We start from the raw sequence: 22,425 nt of genomic DNA, 5'->3' as shown, positions 1-22,425 counted from the left end.
GTATATAAATGATGGAATTTTTTTCAACCCATGGAAGTGAATTGCTATTTAAAACGTGGGAACATCTCTATATTTCTCTCGCAGCAATTGTACTAGGAATTGTCGTAGCTGTACCGCTCGGAATTTTACTATCCAGGGCACCAAAGTTTGCTGATCGCTTTATTTCTTTCATTGGGGTGCTACAAACGATTCCAAGCTTGGCTATACTTGCCTTTTTTATTCCCTTTTTGGGAGTTGGAAAATTGCCGGCAATCGTCGCATTATTTTTCTATTCCTTGCTGCCTATTTTACGGAATACGTATGTCGGTGTCCAGGGAGTCGATCAGTCTGTTGTTGAAGCAGGGAAAGGTATGGGAATGAGCACATGGCAGTCTATTTTAAAAATGGAATTTCCTCTTGCTTTACCGGTGATTATGGCAGGAATACGTTTGTCCACCGTTTATCTCATCGGTTGGGCAACCTTAGCTGCATTTATCGGCGGGGGAGGGCTTGGTGACTTTATTTTCGATGGCCTAAACCTTTATCGTCCGGATTTAATTTTAGCTGGAACCATTCCGGCAACGATTCTTGCTGTCATTGCTGATCGGTCCCTTGCTGGTCTAGAAACTAGAATGATGCCAAAAGGATTAAGAGAATCATATAAAGCAGCAGGATAATTTTGGAGGTGGATTACTTGAGAAAAGGAATTATAGGACTCATGTTACTTCTGACGCTAACTGGCTGCTCCTTACCAGGACTTACTGGTTCGGCCGCTAATACGATTAAAATCGGGGCAATAGCAACGTCAGAATCTCATATATTAGCAGAAATGTTGTCGCTTATGATAGAAAGAGAGACTGGTGCAAATACAGAACTCGTGACACATCTTGGTTCTTCCATCGTTCAGCATCAAGGAATGGTGCGAGGTGATCTGGATATCACGGCTTCAAGATACACAGGGACGGATTTATCCGGGGCACTCGGTATGGAACCTGTGAGAGATCCCGATGCGGCATTGGAAATTGTGGAACGGGAATTTGAAGGGCGATTCAACCAACTATGGGGGCCAACCTATGGTTTTGAAAACACGTATGCAATTGCGATTACCTCTGAATTTGCCGAAGAAAATAATATCGAAACCGTTTCCGATTTGGAACCTTTTGCAGATGATTTGCGCTTTGGCGTGGATAACTCATGGGTCAACCGGAAAGGGGACGGGTATGATGGATTTCAAGAAATGTATTTTTCCTTTGGAGAAGTATATCCGATGAACATTGGGCTCGTTTATCAAGCCGCGGCATCAGGTAGTATGGATGTTGTGCTTGCCTATTCTTCAGATGGTAGAATTAAAGAATTTGATTTAAAAGTGCTTGAAGACGACCGCCGCTTTTTCCCGCCATACGATGCGTCACCTGTCGTTGCGAATGAAACGTTAGAGCAATATCCGGAAATGGTTCACATGCTTGAACGGTTGCACGGGCAAATTTCTACAGAACAGATGCAGGAATTGAATTATCAGGCAGATGTTTTGCTGATTAATCCTCGGCAAGTAGCGAAGGATTTCCTCGAGGAAAACAATTATTTTGAAGACGTAAAGGGGGAAGAGTGAGATGGAAATACTGCAAGAGTTCTTCACCTATGTCAGTATGAATGCGGGTTATATTTGGGTTGAATTTTACAGACATTTCTTGATGGCTGCATATGGTGTATTATTTGCAGCTATTATCGCAATTCCACTCGGTATCCTCATTGCTAAATACGGTAAATTGAGTGGATGGGTATTGTCCCTCGGAAGTATTATTCAGACGATTCCCGCGTTAGGTGCTATGGCGATTATTATGATGGTCTTTGGACTCGGTGTAAATACGGCGGTATTCACCTTGGCGCTTTATTCCATCTTGCCGATTACGCAAAATACGTATGTTGGCATGAAAGGTGTAGATGAAAATGTTGTGGAAGCGGCTTATGCATCTGGCATGACACGCTTTCAAGTACTGCGAATGGTAGAGTTGCCGTTAGCGATCAGTGTTATAATGGCTGGGCTTCGGACTGCTATTGTCATTGGCATCGGGATTGCGGCGATCGGTGCGTTCGTCGGTGCAGGCGGTCTTGGCGCTATTATTATTACTGGCACGAATGCAACGGACGGGACAGCAATTATTTTAGCTGGGGCAATCCCGACAGCCTTTATGGCGATTATTGCAGACTTGGCGATGGGCTGGATTGAACGGAAACTTCACCCGGTAAAACCGTCCAAGCCGCAAGCCTCCTAGAATGGGACATGGGGTCAGAGCATTTGTCCCAATCATTGGGTACTTTTCTTGGAATTTCGATTGAAAATACTTTTTTATTCGCCTTAAACATATTATAGTAATAACGGCAAAGAGTTTACGTACTACTATAGTTTGGCTAGCGACTGAAGGAAGGAGAACGATGACAATTCATAGAGAGAATATTAATGAGATACGAACACAATTTATTGATCGAATTTCCGATATCATGAGCACATTCGGGGTCTCTACGACTGTCGGACGTATACTGGGGATTATTTATTTGAATCGTGAGCCGATGACACTCGATGAGTTATCCGCCGAAACTGGAATGAGTAAAACACGGATGAGTCAAGTGGTTCGCGAAATGCTTGATATGGATATGCTTGTCCGGGTTTTCAAAAAAGGTGTGCGGAAAGATTTATATCAACTTGAAAAAGATCATTATGAAACCTTTATTACCTTATTCAATTCCTCTTGGCAAAAAGCGATTATGCGTAACAGAAGCTTTGAGCCAAGGCTTAAAAATAGATTAAAACAAATAAAGGAATCCCCGGAATTATCGATAGAGGAAGAAAAGCAGGTTGACGACCTACTTGAAGAGTTACAGGAGTGGATGGATTACCACGATTGGATTCGCAGAGTTGCCGAGTTCTTTGAAAGTGGTGAAATCTTCAACCACGTTCCAATAAATCGCACCAATGAAACGAAACATCAGGACATTCCACTTCTTGATGATTAGGAGAGGGACAGTGGGGTCAGAGGGACAGTGGGGTCAGAGGATTTGTCCCAGTGGGACATTTACTCTGACCCCAATGTCCCAACCCCAATGTCCCATTTTATTTCACACGAGCGATGACACTTTTTGGGATTCCGGTAATGCGTGAGAGTTGTCGAATGGTGATACCTTTTAGTGCTTTTAATTCACGAATGACTGCATCTCTTTCACTTTTCCCCATTTTTTGCAGGTGGCTTATGTTGCTTATACCTATCTCCGTTAGAAAATTCATAACTTCTGCATCCTCAAGAACTTTTTTGCCTGTATTATTCATAAACTCATCTTCATGTTGAAGCAGCATAAATTCGATAAATAATCGAATTGCCTTCTCCCTGTCTAAAGCGAATAATTGAACGGCAACTTCGGTATCCACAAGTGAAGGTTTGCCTAAATATTCTTGCATGCTTGTCCATTTAGATGTTATGGCGTCACTAGCAAGTCCCGCCTGAACGGGGTTTTGGTGAATATAACGAAGTACTTTTAAAAAAGAGCGGACAGACTCTATTGTTTCACTTCTAAATCTTCCTTGAAACAAGTGACCTGTTCGATCGTATTTCCGATTGTACCAAAGAACATAGCTTGAACTTAGGCGCTGAATCGCTTTAGAAATTGATTCTTCTCTTTCTTCAATCAACAGGTGGACATGGTTATCCATTAAACAATAACCATAGAGTAAAAGACCACTTTTCTTTTTAACATATGCCAATGTCTGCATAAATCTGTATCTGTCATTCTTATCCTCGAAAATTGTTTGCTTATTAATCCCACGCAGCATGACATGATAAATCCCACTTAAACTTTTTTTACGCGGCTTTCTCGCCACAAAAATATCCTCCCTTCCTGGTTTATTTAAAAAAGATATGCGTTTCTGAAAAAAGATGAGATGTTGAAAGAATTAATGATAGGGTATATAGGAGAAAAGACGGGGAAAGGATGCTAGCATTTATCATAGACGGTTCGAAAAGAAGAAGCAAATAGAGGATTTACAGTAAAGGGGAAGCTATTTCTGGAAAATAGAGGGGGAAATGGGAATTATCATCGTAATGTAAGAGATCAAAAGTATCATTTACCTCAGGTATACCAACTGAAAACGTAAATCGCCAAACTTTTAATAATATATTAATCGGGACAAATACACTGACCCCATGTCCCAATCGGGACACAGGGTCAGTGTATTTGTCCCAGTTTATGCTGGGAAGTTAACTGTTTTATCTGTTGGTTTTGTTTTTGCTTTTTTATTGAAGCGTGCTTTGATATATGGAGCAATAAAACGGTCGACACCGTAGTAATAACTTGCTGCACCTGTGAATAAAAGCACAATCGCAAGCGTGTAAAGTATAGGGTTTGTACTCAATGTTCCTGCAAGTAAGAAATTAAGGTTCATGAATGCACCAGCGATTAAAGCAGGAATAGTAGCTGCACCAAGTATTAAACCGATACCTACCAAGAGTTCTCCCCACGGGATTAAGATATTTATTAAACCGACATTCGGAATAGCAAAGCCTTCGACAAATGTTGCGTACCATGCTTGTACTGTAGGGGCTTCGCCTGTTGCATTGGCAAGTACACCTTGCAGAAACCCGCCGGCATCAAATCCGCCAACTACTTTACCCCAACCCGCAGTCAACCATTGTACACCTAACCAAACCCGCAATACTGTCCAAACAACCGCCATCTGAGGTCCTTTAATAAAGTTTTTCATTTGTTTATCTCCTCACATATTATATTGTGAAATGTTTCACTATCTCTTACAATTTAAATATACTGTATTCAACGTGAAAATGCAATATACTTCACCGCATTGTAACAATTTAAAAATGGGGACAGGGGGTCAGAGCACTTGTCCCTTTCCCGTTTAGAAATTGTTTAGTTTGGCTCATTATACTAGGGATTGGATAGGTTTATTTAAAATAGAGGGTGTTTAGGATGAAGATTGTTATTATTGATGATTTAATATTTCTAAAGAAAAACAATCAAGAAATTGCTGAAGAACTGGAACAGCCGGCTGAATCTGTTCGCTATAATGTGAGTAAAATCTATAAAACATTGAAACTAAAAAAATCCGGTAGAAACCACTCGTTATCTTAATAAGCTGATAATGAATAGAGGGACATTGGGGTCAGAGCAACTGTCCCCGCTTTTTTGGGACAAGTGCTCTGACCCCAATGTCCCACCACTTGCCAACCCCAATGTCCCACCACTTGTCTATCTTGTAAAGGTGATTTCTTTTTTTGTGTTGAGGTTGATATGGGTTTCGCTTGGTTTTGTTTCGGCGATTTTCTTACCGTTTCGGAAGGCGTAGCGGACAATTGTTTGTTTCCGAATCGCCTCATACTCATTTTCTGCCCCTAAAACAATAAAGTTTGCTGGTTTTCCAGCTTCAATTCCGTACCGATCTTCAATATGCAAGGTGCGTGCACTGTTTGCAGTAACCAAATCGATTGAATTAACAATTTCCTCATAGCCCATCAACTGCGCGACATGGATGCCCATATGCAATACTTGCAGCATATTTCCAGTTCCTAAAGGATACCACGGGTCAAAAACATCATCGTGACCGAAGCAAACATTCAAATCCGATTCCAGCAATTCTTTTACCCGTGTGAGTCCCCGCCTGTTTCGGATACGTATCAAAACGCCCCTGTAAATGAATGTTAATAAGCGGATTCGATACAAAGTTAATGTCTGCCTTCTTCAATAATCCGAATAATTTATACGTATAAGCATTATTATAAGATCCCATCGCTGTTGTATGGCTTGCAGTCGTTTTTGCACCTAGCCCACGCTTTAACGCCTCCGCAGCAACAACTTCAACAAATCGGGATTGCTCATCATCAATTTCATCACAATGGATATCGATTAGCCGGTCATATTCTTCGGCAAGATCAAAAGCGATCTTCAAGGATTCGACGCCATACTCCCGAGTGAATTCAAAATGAGGAATCCCGCCAACAACGTCAGCTCCAAGCTTGAGCGACTCCCGAAGAAGGTCTTCACCGTTCGGATAAGATAGAATTCCCTCTTGCGGAAAAGCTACAACTTGCAGGTCGAGATAATCGCTCATCTCTTCCTTCACAGCAAGCATTGCCTTTAAAGCCGTCAGATCAGGATCTGTCACATCAACATGGGTCTGGACATGCTGAATCCCTTGAGCGATTTGCCATTCGAGCACGGTTTTCGTCCGTTTTTTTACATCTTCTTCCGTCAATGTTTCCTTCCGCTCGGTCCAGCGCTGAATCCCTTCAAACAATGTACCGCTCTTGTTCCACTCAGGCTCTCCAGCTGTCAATGTCGTATCCAAATGAATATGAGGCTCGATAAACGGTGGAAGGACGAGAGCACCCCCGACATCAAGGATTTCCTTATCCTCGGGCAACTCCTTTTCATCTGCGGTAATTTTTTCAAAAACACCATCTTGAATCATGATATGGAATGTACCATCTTGTCCACGTAATGTACAATTTTTAATGATCATTTGTCATAGCAACCCCTTTTACAAAAATTCTTTCAGGTAAAATTTTCGTTAATATAATATATACCATCCCAGTGCCAATCAGGGCATTTAACGGACTGATCCCTGGTGCGAATTGGGCCAAACTAACTCCGGTACCCAAGCAATCATCGCAATCCAGTTCACTTTTTGAAAATGCATTTTCTCAAATTCAGCATATTTCCGCTTGCGTATAAAGAAATAGTCTGCAATTATAATAGCTCCAATGGAAGGAATTGCCGCTCCAAGCACATTGAGAAATCCAACAAAATTACTGTACATCCACATTGCAAAAAGCGTTCCGACGAGTCCATTGATGATGACAAATAATTTCTTCGGCATGTTCGTGATATTAGCAAAGGCTAATCCGGAAGCGTAAAGCGCATTGTCATTCGTTGTCCAAATATTTAAGCCAAGGACAACAATCGCTGGGATAACCAATCCCTGTAGAAAGAGAACTTCGGAAATCTCAGCAAGGCCATATGCCGTCGCACCGAAAGCACCGCAAATAAACATGAGTGAGTTACCCAGTAAAAAGGCGATGACCGTTGCCGTTACGGCTTGGCGCGGTGATTTGGAAAAACGGGTAAAGTCCGGTGTGAGTGAACCGGCGCTAATGAAAGATCTAATACAAATCGTAAGCGCAGCTGCCACGGAAATAGATGTTACGGGTTCGTAGGAAATGAGACCTTGCAGACCACCAATTACTTCTGTCGCGTGAAACATGGAATATGTACCAAGTATCGCAATCGCTGGTACTGCAATATATCCAAGTACGACGAGCGATTTCATCCCGTACAATGCGCTCGCTGTCATTGCAAACCCAAACAGGAAAATCAGGGCGTACACATTCCAGCCGAGAATTTTTGCAACAGGAATCGCAAACATGGCAACCCCAACCCCAAACCAGCCGACTTGTGTAAAGCCAAGCAGGAAAGAAGGCAGGTGTGAACCTTTTTCTCCAAAGGCATATTTTGCTAGCAAATGGGTCGATAAACCAGTTTTAGCCGCGATAAAAGCAAGGGAACCAGTGTAAATTCCTAAAATGAAGTTCCCAATCAAAACAATTAGCATAAATTGTGTGAAGGTGAGACCAAGTCCGAGCTCTCCACCTGCGAGCATACTTGCTGAGAAAAATGTCATTCCAAGCATCACAGATAAGATTTTCCAAAAGCTATTACGATTTCCCATTGGGACAGCTTGCCGAGAAAATTCCGGATCAAATTTTTTCATTTTGTATCCTCCTCATTAGCTGGTATCCATTTTCTATACATGAGGAAGTAAAAAAGAGGCCAATCATCAGTATATGCTGACAATTAGCCTCTTTTAAATATAAAGATAGGCATCTACAGTATATCGATTGCAGACGCATCCTCTACTTACCCGCTGTTCTTGTCAGCCTCACAGGACTGAATTAAAGATACCAGTATTTAGTTAGTGTTCATTATAGCAGGGTAATTCGTATTCCGCAAGAAAATGTTTTATTTTCTCTGAAGCGGTTAAACATAGAATGAAAGCAAAAGAGAAGCATAAACTAGTAAACTGCTTAGGAGGTTTTTAATAATGGAAAATGTTTATGTTGTTGAAAATAGTGTGAAGGCAAAAGAGAAGATCGACCAATTAATGCTACAAGGTTATACAAAAGATGAAATTTATGTTATTGCCCACGAGCCAGACCTAACGGACAAGCTATCAGAAAATCTGCATGTGAATCAAGTAGGCATGGAGGAAGAGGGCATCCTGGATAAAATCGCAAATGTCTTCCGTTCCCGTGGTGACGAACTCCGGAATCAATTTGAAAACCTTGGCCTTACAGAAGCAGAGGCAGACAGATATGAAGCAGAACTCGACAAAGGCTATTTGATAGTCGTCGCAAAAAAATAACACAACGTGCGGGACATTGGGGTCAGAGCACTTGTCCCAGATTTCTGGGACAAAAGCTCTGACCCCATGTCCCGCTCAAAGATTTAGCGTTTCGGCAGCTTGGGAAGTAATCGTCCCACAATTTCCTCGCGTCTTCCCTTCCCAATACCGTTACAAAGGTGGATGTTCCGTTTTCAACATCTTATCCGGAAGGTTTTCCACGTATTTCCTCATTACTTTCTGCACCTTACAGATTATCCATTTTCTCCGTTTCATCCATTCAAGTGCAAGGTGTTTGCCTGTATGCTGTTTATTCCATAATTTAAAGTCAGACAGTGGGACATTGGGGTCAGAGCACTTGTCCCAGATGGGACAAATGCTCTGACCCCATGTCCCAAAGGAGAAGATGACAGATTTCAAAAAACGATGTATTCTAGCTTTAAATAATCATCATGGGGATGTGTATGCGACTGTACGAGATAAGGCAGAACTTCAAGGGAGCGAAAGTAACGGACGTAAGAGTATGCCGAGGTAGCTCGAGCAGCAGTAGCGGGTCACTTAACGAAAGCACGTATCAAGTTGAATCATCCCCGTGTTATGTAGCTGAAGGAAGGAGAGGAAAAATCATGGAAATTAAGAACATATTTTGTATCGGACGTAATTATAAAAATCATGCGCTGGAACTAGGAAACGAAGTACCAGATCAACCTTTAGTATTTTCAAAACCGACAAGTGCGCTTGCTTCTGCGGATGGTAGCGTCTTATCTTTTCCAGCTAATCGCGGTGATATCCATCATGAACTGGAAATTGTCCTTTATATCGGGAATGAAGTGGAGCGCGGTTTCACAGTAGAGGAAATCGTTACACAAATGGCGCTAGGTATTGATTTAACACTAAGAGATATTCAATCGAATCTAAAGAAAAAGGGGCATCCATGGTTTGTTGCGAAAGGATTCAGGAATGCAGCAATTGTGACGGGGTTTTGGGACTTTCCTGGTGTGGAACAAATAAAAGATGTGGAATTCTCCTTGGAACGTGACGGGGAGACGGTTCAGCAGGGAAATATCCAATCCGTTATTTTTAGTTTCCAAGCGTTGCTAGAATACATCTATGAAGAAATTGGTTTGTCAAAAGGCGATATCATTTATACTGGTACCCCCGAGGGCGTTGGACCGATTACAGACGGAGAAGAATACACATTAAAATGGGGAAATGAAGTAAAAGGCAGATTTACGGTAAGCAAACGATCATAAGTGTTAGAAAAAGGAAACAGGAATGTCATGTTTCTTTTTTCTAAACCGATTGTGGACTGTCCACCTAGCCACTGGCCAGATTGGAGGTTTTCTATGGAATTTGCACCAATTAAAAAACGAAAAAGAATCTATCAAACGATATACAACAAATCAAAACTTCCATTGCAAACGGACAAATTTCCCCAGGGGAAAATCTTCCATCCGAGCGAGCACTTGCGGAAATGTTCGGCATCTCCCAGACGTCCGTGAAAGAAGCTGTAACCGTTCTGGAATCTTCCGGCATCATTACCGTCCGGCCTGGCGTCGGTATGTTTATCAATGAAGATTCCCGGCAAGATTTATTGTATAAATTAACAGCATCGGGGGCTGTGGCGCACAACTCGTAGAATACGATAAGTTATTGGCGGATGATACAGACTGGGCGGAACGAGCAGAGCAATTTGCTAGAAAGAATGTGGATATTAGTGTCATTTTGAGAGAATTACGCTTACCGTGTACGAAAGAGATTAATAAAGTTATAACCTACCAGCCGTCCCGCCATATGACAAATGTTCAAAAACGGGAGAATAAGCCGCTGGAGTTGCTAGGGATTACTTATCTCGAACTGCCAGACAAAAATATGTGCTGTGGTTCAGCGGGTATTTATAATATCGTAAATTATATTGAATAGTCCGAGTGGGACAATTGGGGTCAGAGCATTTGTCCCACTGGGACAGATGCTCTGACCCCCTGTCCCAAAAAATTAAAAAGCGCGGGATTTGTTGATACATCAATAATCCGCGCTTTTTCAATCGATGTGCCTATGTCATAAGTCCATTGTGATTTGGTTAGAGTTATGGTTGGATAAAAGAGAATGGAAAATGGTGGCACTTTCCCATCCGACTTCGGCTAGGGAACATCCTATTATCGTAGATGTTGCGTGTAGTAGGGTGATATATAGTATAAAAAGTATACTAAAAAGGGAGGAACCAGCAGCATGGACAAAAACAATGGTCAACAGTTAGAAGGGGATTACGAGAAGGGGACAGATGAGAAATCTACAGCTTCTCCGCAAGAACAAACTATTCATCAGCATGCTTCAACTTGCCAAGAAGAGATCCAACCCACACATCAAGAGAACGTTCAACAACCATCTAATGTAAATGAAAATCAGCAAAAAGAAACAGATTCCAAAGATAAAAAAGTAAATTTCAATTTTGATAGGAGTCTGAATGAATCAAAAGGGATATTAAAAGATGCGATTATCAAACCGCATTCGGTCATTAACTCCAACCGTTCAATTAGTTTAGAAACAAGTGTCATTATATTCGTTCTTTTATCTTTTATCCTTGGAGTGTTCGCATATTTCTCTGTGAAAAACCTTATGGACAATATGTTTGGTGGTTTAGGAAGCTTTTTTGGCAGTTCGATAGGGATTGAGTTTCTTTTCAAGACGATGTTTGGTTGGCTCGTCACGTTTGCGGTTGGCTATTTTACTTTATATTACATGCTATCCTATTTTGGAAACCGAAAAATGGAACATAAATTATTGCTGACGAAATACGTTACAGTAAACATCCCGTTTGTGCTCGTATTTTGTATCGTTTTCGTACTTTTTGGTTTACTTGCTATTGAATACTTTATGATTATGTATGTGTTTGGTCTGATGCTTTTTGGTATGATTCATATTTATCTATTCTTGGTTAATGTGAAGAAACCGAAGTTTGACATGTTCTGGCTCAGCGCAGGCTACCTGCTAGTACTGCTCGTCGCCACGTACCTACTAACTGGAATAGATTTCGGATTTTAATCGGGACATTGGGGTCAGAGCATCTGTCCCAGTGGGACAGATGCTCTGACCCCAATGTCCCTCCCAATGTCCCTCCCAATGTCCCTCCCGCCAATTAAAAAGGACGGCCAGAATATTCTGGTCGTCCTTTTCGATTAATCTTCTCTAATATTTTTACGGTCTTTCTTAAAGAGTTTACTTAACATTTCATATACCACTGGTACGATAATGAGTGTAAGGAGTGTCGAACTTGCGAGTCCACCGATAACGGTGATACCTAAGTCTCTTGATACAAGTCCTCCGCCACCTGTAACAGCAAGTGGGATAAGGGCTCCGATTGTCGCGATAGCTGTCATCAGAATTGGACGGAGACGTGTGCCTCCACCTTCGATAATCGCTTCACGAAGCGACATACCGCTGCGTTCCATCCGGATGATCCGGTCGACAAGCACAATCGCGTTCGTGACAATGATACCAATTAGCATCAAGAGTCCCATCATTACCGTTACGGAAATGGTGTCACCAGTCAAGTATAGACCAATGAAAGATCCAATAACTGCAAATGGAAGGGAGAATAGAACTGCGAATGGGGCAATTCCTTCACTAAAGGTAACAACTAGGATGAAGTAAACAATCGCAATTGCGGCAAGCATCGCAACACCAAGCTTTTCAAATGTTTCTTCCATATCAGCTGCAACCCCGGCAATGCCTACTTCCACACCTCGAGGCAGTTCAAGATCTTCAATTGCCTCATCAAGCTCTGAAGTTGCTTGTGAAATATCTTGATCTAGAATCGTTCCCGATACGGTCGCATAGTATTGGTTATTACTTCTGGACAATGTAGCAACCGTTGAATCCTCTTCCACAGATACTAATTCAGATAACGGAAGTACGGTTCCTGGCTGAGCAGGTACAGGTACTTCTAATTCAAGTAATTCATCAATTGAAGTTGCTTCTGTTTCTGCTTCTTGCTGAACGATAACGTCAAGAGTTTCACCATCTTTTTCTACCGTTGTCAGTACATCTTCTGTAGAGGAATTGCTTAGTATACCGACGATTTGTCCTGTTGTTAAACCATATTGCAGGAGATCCGCTTGATCAACTTTCAAGATATGCTCGACGTATGCACCTTCTGCAGTCGACGTTACATCTTCCAAGCGCTCATTTTCAGTCATAACTTCTTCAACCATCCGAACAGCTTCATTTAAATCATTTCGATTTTCACTGTAGAATGTATAGCTTAGCTCATTCGAGCCTATATCCATAGAGAAGTCCTGGCTGATCCATTCTCCAGAGTGGCCGATTTCCGTAATATAATCTTTAATTTCATCTCGTACTTCAGGGAAGTTTTCCATATCCTCATCGAACGTAACGAAGATTAGTGCTCCGCCGCCACCAGTACCCATCATCGCTGATTCAGGAGATGTGGAATCATTAATGGAAAGCTGGACAATTTCTGTATCATCCCGGGCAATTAGCTTATCTTCTACTTCTGCCACATTTTCAAGTGTATCATCCATTAACTCACCTGGTTCTGGTGAATAGGTGATATACATCACTTTTTCCTCATCACTGCCTAGGAAACTGAAGCCAATCAATGGTGTTAAGAATAAGCTTCCAACGAGTAGGGCAATTGCAAGAAAGGATGTAATGAATTTATGATTTAATGTCCAGTTCAGGAACTTCTTATATCCCTGTGTTATTTTTCCTTGTTTTTTATGTTTCACTTCAGTCCGGTCACCATATAATTTCTTCTTGAACAATGTATGGGATAACGCCGGAACAATTGTAATTGCGACAAGTAAGGATGCGAGCAATGCTAGAGACATCGTTAAAGCAAACGGCATGAATAGTTCGCCAACCATACCACCGATAAAGACCATTGGGGCAAATACCGCAATCGTCACTAAAGTGGACGAAAGGATAGGTTTAAACATCTCAATGGTTGCTTCACGGATTAATGCACGCCCTCTAAGTTGTTCGTCTTTCAAGTGAAGTCGTCGATAAATATTCTCAACAACAACTATCGAGTCGTCAATAACCCGTCCGATGGCAACCGTTACCGCACCGAGGGTCATAATATTCATTGTAATATCCAGCCAGTTCAAGATCAGGAAAGCCGTGAAAATAGAAACTGGAATGGAAATGATGGAAATAATTGTGGATTTAATATCCCGTAAGAAAAGCAGGATAATCATAACAGCAATTATTCCACCGAATAGTGCTTTTTCCACCATTGTGCTAACGGAATCTTCAATTGGTTCTCCTTGGTCAAGCGAAACATCTACAACAAGTCCGTCCAATCGATCCTGTTCTTCTTCCATTAAATCCTTGACCGCATTAACAACATCAACTGTGTTTGCTTGCTGGCCTTTAACAATTTGAATCCCAATCGCATCTTCTCCGTTTGTACGGGAGATGGACTCGACCTTACCGACTGTTTCGATTTCTGCAATATCAGCAAGTTCTACAAATGGTACAGGATTTTCTTCTGATGGTGTGACTGGAATAACCATCTCTTCCAGTTCTTCCGCCGTCGTGAATTTCCCGTCAACGGCAACAGCTTCTTCTCCTTCTGTAAACTCAAACAGACCGAGGGAAACGGCCATGTCACTTGCCTGGATCATATCTCTTACCGTTTCTTCATCGAGCTCGAGTTCTTCCATGGCGGCTTCATCGAATGTAAGCTGTACTTCTTCTACATGATGACCGGCCATTGTAGCAGAGGCTACTCCGTCCAACTTTTCAATTTTTGGCAGAATGACTTCATCTACAGTTGATGTAAGCTCGACAATGTCTTCTTCTGTACTACTGATGCTTAATGCAAGAACCGGCATCATATCAAGACTAATTGCTGTAATCGTCGGTTCTTGGGCATCTTCTGGCAGGTTGACGCCTTCAATTGCGTCCTGCAATTCACGACGTTTCTCCGCCATATCAACTCCATATTCATATTCAATTTGAATACTGGAAAGGCTGGAAGAGGAGTCAGAGTAAACATTTTTTACATCTTCCAGGTCTTCAACCGCTCGTTCAAGCGGGATGGATATATCCTCCATCACCTGTTCCGCGGTTGCCCCTGGATAAACATCCATCACCATTAAATAAGGAATGGATATATCTGGAATGGACTCTGTTTTCATCTGAGTCCCGGCATAAATACCACTAGCAGTTACGATAATGGTGAGTAACCATACCGCAAGTTTGTTCTTCATAACGAAATTAGCTATACTTTTCATTTGCACCGTCCCTTTGTTGACATTTTAAACTCATTTTTCTATAATATATGACCAGCAGGTCAGAAGTCAATAGAAATAGCGGAAAGCAGGACGATAAAAATGGAAAAAAGAAAGTTAATTATGGAAAAAGCAATGGAGCTTTTTGCTGAGCAAGGGTTCCGTGCAACATCTGTCCAAGAAATCACGGAACGTTCTGGTATATCAAAAGGAGCCTTTTATCTTTCATTCAAATCGAAGGATGAACTGATTATGGCCTTAATTCATAAATTTTTACGGGAGTTTATTACCGGTGTTGACCAAGCGGTCAGTGAAGGCGCTTCCGATCAACTACTCTATAATTTTTATGAATATCACTTTGAACGCTTTTTGAAGCAATCGGGATTCGCAAAAATCTTTATGAAAGAGCAAGTTCACTTTTTGGATGAGGAATTTATTACGCAAATCAGTGGCTATAATGAACGGATGCAAGAATTGATTTTAACGATGCTTGAAAAGGTGTATGGAGAAAAAGTGTTGGAGAACAAATATGACCTTGTCTATACGATTCTTGGCCTCATGAAGAGTTATATGGAAATATTGCTACTTACAGATCTGCCCTTTGACGCAAAACAGCTCGCTGAATCACTTGTAGAAAAGACGCATATTTTGGCTAAACATACGAGCCAACCGGCAATTACAGAAGATGCCTACATTATGCTAAAAGGGTCACAGGGAACATCGATTACAAAGGAGAGGGTTTACGCGATTCTTGATGAGACGATTGCTTTGCTGGAAGAATCTGTGGAAAAAGAATCCATTCTTATGTTAAAAAACGAGCTGGTGAATCCCTCATTGCATCAAGCGGTTATTAAAGGATTACTGAAAAATATCGAAGCACACCCCCAATGCAAGCGGGCTACCTATGTACTGCAATATTATTTTGAACGGCAAAATAAATGGTCGGTTAGGAATAGTTCCTGAACCGACCGTTTTTAATTACTTATTTCCCTGCATATACTTTATCTCTCCCAGCAATTCCAGGGGAAGTTAAGTTATTTAAGTCGAGGATCGTATCGACTTCTTTTTCTGTAAGAATTCCGTTTTTAATACAGATTTCACGGATCGGACGATTTGTCTCAATTGCAATCCGGGCGACTTCAGTTGCTTTTTCATAACCAACATATGGATTAATCGCGGTTACGAGAGAAATACTGCGTTCGACCATATTCCGGCAATGTTCGATATTCGCAGTCATTCCTTCAATAGCATATTCTTTAAAGATCTGAATTCCATTTTCTAAAATAGAAATGGATTCGAGAAGGTTGAATACAAGGACCGGCTTCATTACGTTCAATTCAAGCTGTCCGTTTTCTGCTGCCATTCCAATTGTTGCGTCATTCCCAACAACTTGATAAGCGACTTGGCTAATTACTTCACAAATAACCGGATTTACTTTACCTGGCATGATGGAAGAGCCGCTTTGACGTGCCGGAAGATTGATTTCTCCAAGTCCTGCAGTCGGACCGGAACTCATCAGGCGTAAGTCATTAGCGACTTTCGATATATTTAATGCATGGATTTTCAGCATGCCAGACACTTCGGTATAGACATCTGTATTCTGAGTAGCATCAATCAGGCTCTCACTGCTTTTCAGTTCAAAGCCTGTGAGTTCTGCTAAGTAGTCAACAGCTTTCTCCGTGTATTCCGGCAGGGCGTTGAGTCCAGTTCCAACAGATGTTCCACCGAGGTTGATGGAGCGTAAGCCTTTGATTGATTTACTGATTCGCTCTAGGTCACGATCAATAACAGAATGGTAGCCAATGAATTCTTGGCCAAGACGGATTGGAACAGCATCCTGCAGATGGGTTCTTCCCATTTTAATGACATTATCGAATTCCTCAGATTTTGACTTTAAGGCATCGACAAGCTTGGCAATTTTATCAACGAGATGATGTAGGCGTTCGATAAGTGCTATATTTACTGAAGTTGGGAAAACATCATTTGTTGATTGTGCCATATTGACATGCGAGTTCGGGCTAATAATACTGTAGTTGCCTTTCTTTTCGCCTAATAATTCGAGTGCTCGGTTCGCGATAATTTCATTTGCATTCATATTGAAGGAAGTTCCCGCTCCACCTTGAATTGGGTCGACGATAAATTGGTCATCAAATTTCCCGCTAATTATTTCCTCCGAAGCTGTTACAATTGCTTCAGCGAGCTGCTTATCCAGTTGACCGAGCTCGGCATTCGTCATCGCAGCAGCTTTTTTAACAAAACCAATTGCCCGGATAAGTGTCACATCCGTCTTGTAGCCTGTGATGGGGAAATTATCCCTTGCCCTCACGCTTTGTACACCATAATAGGCGGTGTCAGGTATCTCTACTTCACCTAAAAAATCTTTCTCCACACGTACTTCCATTCCCGCATCCCTTTCCATTCTATATTTAACATACCGTTATGTTGAATATCATGAACAATTCATATTCCATTGTACAATTTTTCTTATCACTTGTCAGTAGCTTGACAAGCTTTTAAGACGAATAATGGATAACTTATCCGTTATTGCTCCTCATTTAATCATAAAAAACTGTTTTCATGCGGAATGCTGGAGCAGATTTAGGGAATATGCTAAAATAATAGTGTTACAACTATATGAATTTATCTATGGGCAGAATCTATTGGGTTCTTAAGTCAATTGAATTTGTGGAAGCACTTTCATTTTTTGGAGGAGCAAAGGAAACTATAAAGTGAAACTCATTCAGTGGGGCAACACCGAACTACCTTCCGTTCTGGAAGGAACAGTTTGTACGTTGCTGCGACTACTGGATACGCTGGTACAGGCGTCCGCGTAACGAATCGCGTACTTAGCCTGTAAGGGTGCTTGCGCCGTTGTTCAAAATATACAGATAAGGAAGAGGATAGTATGAATAAAAGGGAGAACACAGATGTTATTTTAATCGGTGCTGGAATTATGAGTGCAACGCTTGGTACGCTATTGCATGAATTGGCGCCGGAGTGGAACATTACAGTGTTTGAGAAGCTTGAGAAAGCAGGGGAAGAGAGTTCACATGAATTAAATAATGCTGGTACAGGGCATGCCGCATTATGTGAGTTAAACTATACGACTGAAAATCCAGATGGCACAATCGATGTAACAAAGGCAAATAATGTGAATGAGCAGTTCCAAGTTTCCTTGCAGTTCTGGTCCTATCTTGTAAAGAAAGGCTTATTGCAGGATCCGGAGAAGTTTATTAGAGCGTTGCCGCACATTAGCTTAGTCCAAGGTGAAAAGAATGTCGAATTTTTAAAGAAACGTTATGAATTGATGAAGGAAAATCCTTTGTTTGAAGATATTAAATACACGGAGAACCCTGCAACATTAGCGGAATGGCTGCCGCTTATGATGAATGACCGCGTACTTGAAGATGGGATTGCCGCGACGAAGATTGATAGTGGAACAGATGTGAACTTTGGCGCTTTAACTCGGAAGTTATTTGAACATCTAGACGAGACTGGAGCAGATATCCAGTACAATCATGAAGTGGAAGATCTGAAGCAAAAACGGGGAGGCTGGGAAGTCAAAGTGAAAAACTTGGAAACTGGTAAGACGGAAAGCCATTTTGCGAAATTCGTCTTTATTGGCGGTGGCGGTGGTAGCTTGCATCTTTTACAAAAAACAGGCATTCCAGAGAGCAAGCATATCGGCGGGTTCCCGGTTAGCGGAATCTTCATGGTATGTAATAATCCAGAAATCGTGGAACAGCATAATGCGAAAGTGTACGGTAAAGCGAAGGTCGGTGCACCACCAATGTCCGTACCGCATTTGGATACACGCTATATCAATAATGAGAAGCAATTATTATTCGGTCCGTATGCCGGATTTTCACCAAAGTTCTTGAAGACGGGTTCCAATATGGACTTAATTACTTCGGTAAAACCGAGCAACGTATTTACGATGCTTGCAGCAGGAGCGAAGGAGTTGCCGCTTACGAAATATTTAGTGACACAAGTGCTGCAATCAAAAGAACAGCGGATGAAAGAACTTCGTGAATTCATTCCGAATGCGAAGAGTGAGGACTGGGACTTGATTGTTGCTGGACAGCGTGTCCAAGTCATTAAAGATACGGATCACGGCGGAAAAGGAACATTACAGTTTGGTACCGAGGTAATTACAGGTGCGGACGGAACAGTTGCTGCATTACTCGGTGCTTCACCAGGTGCATCCACTGCCGTACAGGTTATGTTGGATATCTTGAATCGCTGTTTCCCGGAACGGATGGAAGAATGGGAACCGAAAATTAAAGAAATGGTTCCATCCTATGGAATGAAATTACGTGAAAATCCGGAATTACTGCGTGAAATCAAAGAATCAACCTCTAAGGCACTTGAGTTAAACGAAACAAAAGAACCCGAATTGCTGGCAAGTGTATAATAAATAATTTGAGAAACACCCGCAAGTATGTGGGTGTTTTTTTGAGCAGTGGGACAAATGCTCTGACCCCGTGTCCCGGTAAATTTGAAATCAATTCATGTATCCTCTATACTTTTATATATAAAGAAAGGGTGGTTTCGCAATGAAATTTGAAGAGGTTTTGCCACGTCTTCGTGCAGGTGAAAAGATAATCCGTTCCGATTGGCCGGGTGCTGAATTATATGTCAAACTTGTTGGTGAAAGTACAATCGATGGTGAAAAACTGAATCCATATTTATTAATAAATGTCGAGGGTGAAGGGTATACAATGTTCACTCCGACTGTTTGTGACCTGCTTGCGGAAGATTGGGAAGTAGTCAAATAAAGACGAGCCTTTTTTAATGGGCTCTTTTTTAATATAAAAAATGTTAAAAGGATGATGATGCTTGAATTTTTCAGAGTATGACGGGAAGACGGTTTTTATTACAGGTGCAGCTTCGGGTATTGGATATGCACAGGCAGAAGCCTTCTTAAAGCAAGGCGCTTCTGTTTTTGGGGTGGATCAGAATGAAACCGGCCTGCAGGTATTAAAACAGGCATATCCGGAGACATTTGCGTTCTGGTGTGCGAATGTCGCGGAAAAGTCAGAAGTCGCAGAAGCTGTCCATCAAGCGTTAAGGGAATATGTCCGAATTGATATTCTGGTGAATACAGCAGGCATCCTCGATGATTACAAAACGACGCTCGATACGACAGAGGAATTATGGGATGACGTATTTAATACAAACGTAAAAGGAATCTACCACGTTACGAATTATATCCTTCCCCATATGTTGAAATGGGAACAAGGGGTTATTGTGAATACTGCATCGATTGCCGGGCTTGTCGCGGGAGGCGGAGGAGCAGCGTATACAGCTTCAAAGCATGCAATTGTTGGCTATACGAAGCAACTTGCCTATGATTTCAGCAGAAAAGGAATCCGGGTAAACGCGATCGCGCCTGGGGCGATCCGGACTCCAATGAATGCTAAGGACTTCGTAAATGGAGGCGAGATGGCAAGCTGGGTAGCAGAAGAGACGCCGGCTGGGCGCTGGGCTGAACCAGAAGAGGTTGCGAACCTTACTTTATATCTTGCTAGCAGCGCGGCAGGTTATATTCATGGTGCTGTCATTCCAGTCGATGGCGGTTGGACTGTTAAATAGCGTATCATAACTATTTTCCACAAAAATCCTTCTATGCAAAAGAAGGGTTTTTTGTTATACTCATCTGGCAAGCTTTTTTGCTTGTATTATGGCACTTTGTAGGGCACTTGTCCGATCCTTTGGCCATAATTATTACTAAAATAGCAATTTGCTATTTTACAAAGGAGTTTATCAAATGAATAGTTCTATAGCACACGAAGAGTCACTGACTTCTACAAGGAGTATAGTGAAAATTTCCTTAGTTGCCGCATTATATATGGCGGTCACCCTCATTTTATCTGTCATTAGCTTTGGGCCAATCCAGCTCCGCTTATCCGAAATGTTCAATTACTTGGCATTATTTCACAAACGATATGTCGTTGCAGTTTTCTTGGGAGTTGTAATTGCAAACTTCATGTCACCGATGTGGTTTATCGATGTGCCAATTGGCGGACTCGCGACCCTTGCAGTTTTGCTTGTCGCTAGGGCAGTGACCAAGAATATAAAAAATGTAAAAGCTAAATTTATTGTCACAGCTTTTATCGCTACGTTATCGATGTTTAGTGTCGCTGTGCAACTTTATTTAATATTCGATCTGCCATTTTGGTGGTCTTATCTTACGGTTGCTATTGGTGAGTTACTCTCCATGACAATTGGCGGATTCATTATGTACTATACAAGTAAAAAGATAGATTTGACCCAATGAGTTTAAAGCCAGATTTTCGGACTTCCGATCTGGCTTTTATTATTTTTGTTAAATTTCCATGTTTCCTTAATATATGTGGTAATATATTGTATAATAGATACCATTATCGCTGAAACGGATACTCACATGAAAAGGAGAAATTAGGTGGAAAAGTGAAAACGATTAGTGTAGAACGAATTGCGAAAGAATTATCCTTGGAAATTCTCGCAGGAGAAGATAGTCTCGACAGAAAGGTATCGAAGAATAAATCGCACCGGCCTGGCCTCGAGTTTATCGGTTATTTTGATTTTTTCCCAACGGAACGCGTGCAAGTTCTCGGACTAACGGAAATAAATTACTTGAAATCGCTTAGTGTGGAAGAAAGGAAACAAAGAATCGGCAACATTGTCAATTATCATCCTCCTTGCTTTATTGTGACGCGGGGGCAGGAAGAATTGACCTATCTTGAACAGTACTGCAACCAGGAGCGAATTCCATTGCTTCGGACGAATGATTCTACGTATGAGTTCATTTCTAAATTGGACGCTTATTTAGGTAGAGCACTTGCGGAGGAGATTGCTGTACCGGGCGTTTGCCTGAATGTGTTCGGTATTGGAATTCTTCTGCGCGGTGAATCGGGAATCGGAAAAAGTGAAACCGCTTATACGCTCATTGGGCGCGGGCATCGTCTTGTTGCTGATGATATTGTCGTGCTGAGAAAACTCAGTCACCGGACGATTCTTGGAACACATAATGAGATGAATAAAGAATTCCTTGCTCTAAGAAGTGTAGGACTGTTAAATATCGTCCGTGTTTACGGAAGGAAAGCGTTCCAGGAAGAAACGAGGATTGCCCTTGATATTGAGCTTACCAAATGGGGAGCTAATGAGCTGAACAATGATCTTGAATTAAAGACAGAATATACGAATTATATGGGAGTTGAAATTCCTCATATTAAAATCCAGCTCCAGCCGGGAAGAGATGTTGCAGGCTTAATTGAAGCAGCAGCAAACAGCTGGTATCTAAAACAACAAGGCTACAGTGCTGCCGAAGAATTCATCAACCGAACGGAAAATTATAACGGAAATGACTAAGGACAGCCCATCAAGCTGTCCTTTCCTCGTTGGATAAGAAACTATAAATTAAAATGCTGTGATAACTTAGGTATCCTGGGCTAGCCACGTCCGCTCTGCGCTCAAGCATTGCCTAATTTAATTCCTTCTTGAGTAAGCTCCTAAGGGTAATCTTCTTGCAGCTTTGCGAGGAGAGTTTCTCCACCCAGAAAGCTTGCAATACGACGAGTAACTAGAAAATCTTTTGGTAGGACGAGTAGTCGCAGTTCCAGGCGCCCGCGAATCCGCCTTTGCGCTTTCAGATTCTCTTCCTCACCGTAAAGTTATCCCGCAGCAATTCCCAGTTTTGTGGGAAAGGGTAGCCGAGTGCCCAATAACTGATCCCGCCAAGATTGAACTCTTTTGCCAAATCAAACTTGGCTTGAGCACTTCTCGCATCTTCAAACCATACTTCAT

The 22,425-nt window shown here is 41.8% G+C and carries 20 protein-coding genes and 3 pseudogenes; 16 read left to right on the top strand and 7 right to left on the bottom strand.

The window, feature by feature from the left end:
• Positions 1–8 precede the first annotated feature (8 nt).
• The 4 genes from IEX94_RS02550 to IEX94_RS02535 all read left to right on the top strand — a co-directional run bounded on the left by IEX94_RS02550 (position 9) and on the right by IEX94_RS02535 (position 2,991).
• Positions 9–656, top strand: coding sequence for an ABC transporter permease (locus IEX94_RS02550; RefSeq protein ID WP_156856184.1), 648 nt, complete (start codon positions 9–11; stop codon positions 654–656).
• A 41-nt stretch (positions 657–697) separates the two neighbouring features.
• Positions 698–1,588 (top strand): osmoprotectant ABC transporter substrate-binding protein, encoded by an 891-nt coding sequence (locus IEX94_RS02545; RefSeq protein ID WP_188855927.1) that lies wholly within the window; start codon positions 698–700, stop codon positions 1,586–1,588.
• A 1-nt stretch (position 1,589) separates the two neighbouring features.
• Complete coding sequence (locus tag IEX94_RS02540; protein WP_156856185.1) at positions 1,590–2,252, top strand: ABC transporter permease; 663 nt, start codon at positions 1,590–1,592, stop codon at positions 2,250–2,252.
• A 160-nt stretch (positions 2,253–2,412) separates the two neighbouring features.
• Positions 2,413–2,991, top strand: a complete 579-nt coding sequence (locus tag IEX94_RS02535; protein WP_156856186.1) for a GbsR/MarR family transcriptional regulator — start codon at positions 2,413–2,415, stop codon at positions 2,989–2,991.
• Between the two features lie 97 nt (positions 2,992–3,088).
• Here IEX94_RS02535 and IEX94_RS02530 read toward each other — a convergent pair whose 3' ends face one another.
• A complete protein-coding gene (locus IEX94_RS02530) occupies positions 3,089–3,850 on the bottom strand; it encodes a transposase (RefSeq protein WP_156856187.1) in 762 nt (253 codons plus the stop codon).
• 363 nt (positions 3,851–4,213) lie between these two features.
• Complete coding sequence (locus IEX94_RS02525; RefSeq protein WP_156856188.1) at positions 4,214–4,729, bottom strand: DoxX family protein; 516 nt, start codon at positions 4,727–4,729, stop codon at positions 4,214–4,216.
• 224 nt (positions 4,730–4,953) lie between these two features.
• On the opposite strand from IEX94_RS02525, the gene IEX94_RS02520 reads away from it, so the two are divergent.
• Positions 4,954–5,115 carry a hypothetical protein gene (locus tag IEX94_RS02520; RefSeq protein ID WP_156856189.1) on the top strand — a complete coding sequence of 54 codons (162 nt, stop codon included), beginning with the start codon at positions 4,954–4,956 and terminating at the stop codon, positions 5,113–5,115.
• A gap of 117 nt (positions 5,116–5,232) precedes the next feature.
• Here the strand turns inward: IEX94_RS02520 and codA are convergent.
• Both codA and codB read right to left on the bottom strand, forming a co-directional pair.
• Positions 5,233–6,502 (bottom strand): annotated as a pseudogene (codA, locus tag IEX94_RS02515) (cytosine deaminase).
• Positions 6,492–7,750, bottom strand: a pseudogene (gene codB, locus IEX94_RS02510) (cytosine permease). The pseudogenes codA and codB overlap by 11 nt, the downstream one beginning before the upstream one ends.
• Before the next feature lie 330 nt (positions 7,751–8,080).
• Between codB and IEX94_RS02505 the strand changes: the two are divergent.
• The 5 genes from IEX94_RS02505 (at position 8,081) to IEX94_RS02485 (ending at position 11,422) form a co-directional block, all read left to right on the top strand.
• Positions 8,081–8,401: a YflT domain-containing protein gene (locus IEX94_RS02505; RefSeq protein ID WP_188855890.1), complete on the top strand. Its 321-nt coding sequence runs from the start codon at positions 8,081–8,083 to the stop codon at positions 8,399–8,401.
• A 605-nt stretch (positions 8,402–9,006) separates the two neighbouring features.
• The gene (locus tag IEX94_RS02500) at positions 9,007–9,633 is read left to right on the top strand and encodes a fumarylacetoacetate hydrolase family protein (RefSeq protein WP_188855889.1); all 627 of its coding nucleotides are present in this window, start codon (positions 9,007–9,009) and stop codon (positions 9,631–9,633) included.
• A gap of 140 nt (positions 9,634–9,773) precedes the next feature.
• A complete protein-coding gene (locus tag IEX94_RS02495) occupies positions 9,774–10,019 on the top strand; it encodes a FadR/GntR family transcriptional regulator (protein ID WP_188855926.1) in 246 nt (81 codons plus the stop codon).
• 14 nt (positions 10,020–10,033) lie between these two features.
• On the top strand, positions 10,034–10,303 hold the full coding sequence (locus IEX94_RS02490) for a (Fe-S)-binding protein (protein ID WP_188855888.1): 270 nt from the start codon (positions 10,034–10,036) through the stop codon (positions 10,301–10,303).
• A gap of 306 nt (positions 10,304–10,609) precedes the next feature.
• The gene (locus IEX94_RS02485) at positions 10,610–11,422 is read left to right on the top strand and encodes a hypothetical protein (RefSeq protein ID WP_156856196.1); all 813 of its coding nucleotides are present in this window, start codon (positions 10,610–10,612) and stop codon (positions 11,420–11,422) included.
• A 134-nt stretch (positions 11,423–11,556) separates the two neighbouring features.
• Here IEX94_RS02485 and IEX94_RS02480 read toward each other — a convergent pair whose 3' ends face one another.
• Positions 11,557–14,640 carry an efflux RND transporter permease subunit gene (locus IEX94_RS02480; protein WP_156856197.1) on the bottom strand — a complete coding sequence of 1,028 codons (3,084 nt, stop codon included), beginning with the start codon at positions 14,638–14,640 and terminating at the stop codon, positions 11,557–11,559.
• 99 nt (positions 14,641–14,739) lie between these two features.
• On the opposite strand from IEX94_RS02480, the gene IEX94_RS02475 reads away from it, so the two are divergent.
• Positions 14,740–15,600 (top strand): TetR/AcrR family transcriptional regulator, encoded by an 861-nt coding sequence (locus tag IEX94_RS02475; RefSeq protein ID WP_188855887.1) that lies wholly within the window; start codon positions 14,740–14,742, stop codon positions 15,598–15,600.
• A gap of 19 nt (positions 15,601–15,619) precedes the next feature.
• Here IEX94_RS02475 and IEX94_RS02470 read toward each other — a convergent pair whose 3' ends face one another.
• Positions 15,620–17,038 carry an aspartate ammonia-lyase gene (locus tag IEX94_RS02470; RefSeq protein ID WP_229782531.1) on the bottom strand — a complete coding sequence of 473 codons (1,419 nt, stop codon included), beginning with the start codon at positions 17,036–17,038 and terminating at the stop codon, positions 15,620–15,622.
• 462 nt (positions 17,039–17,500) lie between these two features.
• Here IEX94_RS02470 and mqo point away from each other — a divergent pair, with 462 nt between their 5' ends.
• The 5 genes from mqo (at position 17,501) to hprK (ending at position 21,990) form a co-directional block, all read left to right on the top strand.
• A complete protein-coding gene (gene mqo, locus IEX94_RS02465) occupies positions 17,501–19,051 on the top strand; it encodes a malate dehydrogenase (quinone) (protein WP_268239570.1) in 1,551 nt (516 codons plus the stop codon).
• 142 nt (positions 19,052–19,193) lie between these two features.
• Positions 19,194–19,415: a DUF2829 domain-containing protein gene (locus tag IEX94_RS02460; protein WP_188855884.1), complete on the top strand. Its 222-nt coding sequence runs from the start codon at positions 19,194–19,196 to the stop codon at positions 19,413–19,415.
• 61 nt (positions 19,416–19,476) lie between these two features.
• Entirely contained in the window at positions 19,477–20,232 is a 756-nt protein-coding gene (locus IEX94_RS02455; protein ID WP_188855883.1) for a 3-oxoacyl-ACP reductase, read from the top strand.
• A 175-nt stretch (positions 20,233–20,407) separates the two neighbouring features.
• Entirely contained in the window at positions 20,408–20,917 is a 510-nt protein-coding gene (locus tag IEX94_RS02450) for a QueT transporter family protein (RefSeq protein WP_156856203.1), read from the top strand.
• Positions 20,918–21,069: 152 nt separating this feature from the next.
• Entirely contained in the window at positions 21,070–21,990 is a 921-nt protein-coding gene (gene hprK, locus IEX94_RS02445; protein WP_156856204.1) for an HPr(Ser) kinase/phosphatase, read from the top strand.
• Between the two features lie 277 nt (positions 21,991–22,267).
• Here the strand turns inward: hprK and IEX94_RS19590 are convergent.
• Positions 22,268–22,425 (bottom strand): annotated as a pseudogene (locus IEX94_RS19590) (spore gernimation protein); the annotation flags it as partial.

The organism is Oceanobacillus indicireducens, assembly GCF_014647195.1.
In the GTDB taxonomy this organism is placed as follows: Bacteria; Bacillota; Bacilli; order Bacillales; family Amphibacillaceae; genus Oceanobacillus; species Oceanobacillus indicireducens.
The sequence above is the reverse complement of the archived record's forward strand: the minus strand, read 5'-3'. Positions and strand labels throughout refer to the sequence as shown.

Bases quoted from the DNA above. Each gene is read 5' to 3' on its own strand.
- IEX94_RS02475 (WP_188855887.1), top strand. From the start codon at position 14,740: ATGGAAAAAAGAAAGTTAATTATGGAAAAAGCAATGGAGCTTTTTGCT.
- IEX94_RS02535 (WP_156856186.1), top strand. From the start codon at position 2,413: ATGACAATTCATAGAGAGAATATTAATGAGATACGAACACAATTTATT.
- IEX94_RS02480 (WP_156856197.1), bottom strand. From the start codon at position 14,640: ATGAAAAGTATAGCTAATTTCGTTATGAAGAACAAACTTGCGGTATGG.
- IEX94_RS02470 (WP_229782531.1), bottom strand. From the start codon at position 17,038: ATGGAAGTACGTGTGGAGAAAGATTTTTTAGGTGAAGTAGAGATACCT.
- IEX94_RS02500 (WP_188855889.1), top strand. From the start codon at position 9,007: ATGGAAATTAAGAACATATTTTGTATCGGACGTAATTATAAAAATCAT.
- IEX94_RS02505 (WP_188855890.1), top strand. From the start codon at position 8,081: ATGGAAAATGTTTATGTTGTTGAAAATAGTGTGAAGGCAAAAGAGAAG.
- IEX94_RS02485 (WP_156856196.1), top strand. From the start codon at position 10,610: ATGGACAAAAACAATGGTCAACAGTTAGAAGGGGATTACGAGAAGGGG.
- IEX94_RS02520 (WP_156856189.1), top strand. From the start codon at position 4,954: ATGAAGATTGTTATTATTGATGATTTAATATTTCTAAAGAAAAACAAT.
- IEX94_RS02450 (WP_156856203.1), top strand. From the start codon at position 20,408: ATGAATAGTTCTATAGCACACGAAGAGTCACTGACTTCTACAAGGAGT.
- IEX94_RS02525 (WP_156856188.1), bottom strand. From the start codon at position 4,729: ATGAAAAACTTTATTAAAGGACCTCAGATGGCGGTTGTTTGGACAGTA.
- IEX94_RS02540 (WP_156856185.1), top strand. From the start codon at position 1,590: ATGGAAATACTGCAAGAGTTCTTCACCTATGTCAGTATGAATGCGGGT.
- IEX94_RS02550 (WP_156856184.1), top strand. From the start codon at position 9: ATGATGGAATTTTTTTCAACCCATGGAAGTGAATTGCTATTTAAAACG.
- IEX94_RS02545 (WP_188855927.1), top strand. From the start codon at position 698: ATGTTACTTCTGACGCTAACTGGCTGCTCCTTACCAGGACTTACTGGT.
- IEX94_RS02460 (WP_188855884.1), top strand. From the start codon at position 19,194: ATGAAATTTGAAGAGGTTTTGCCACGTCTTCGTGCAGGTGAAAAGATA.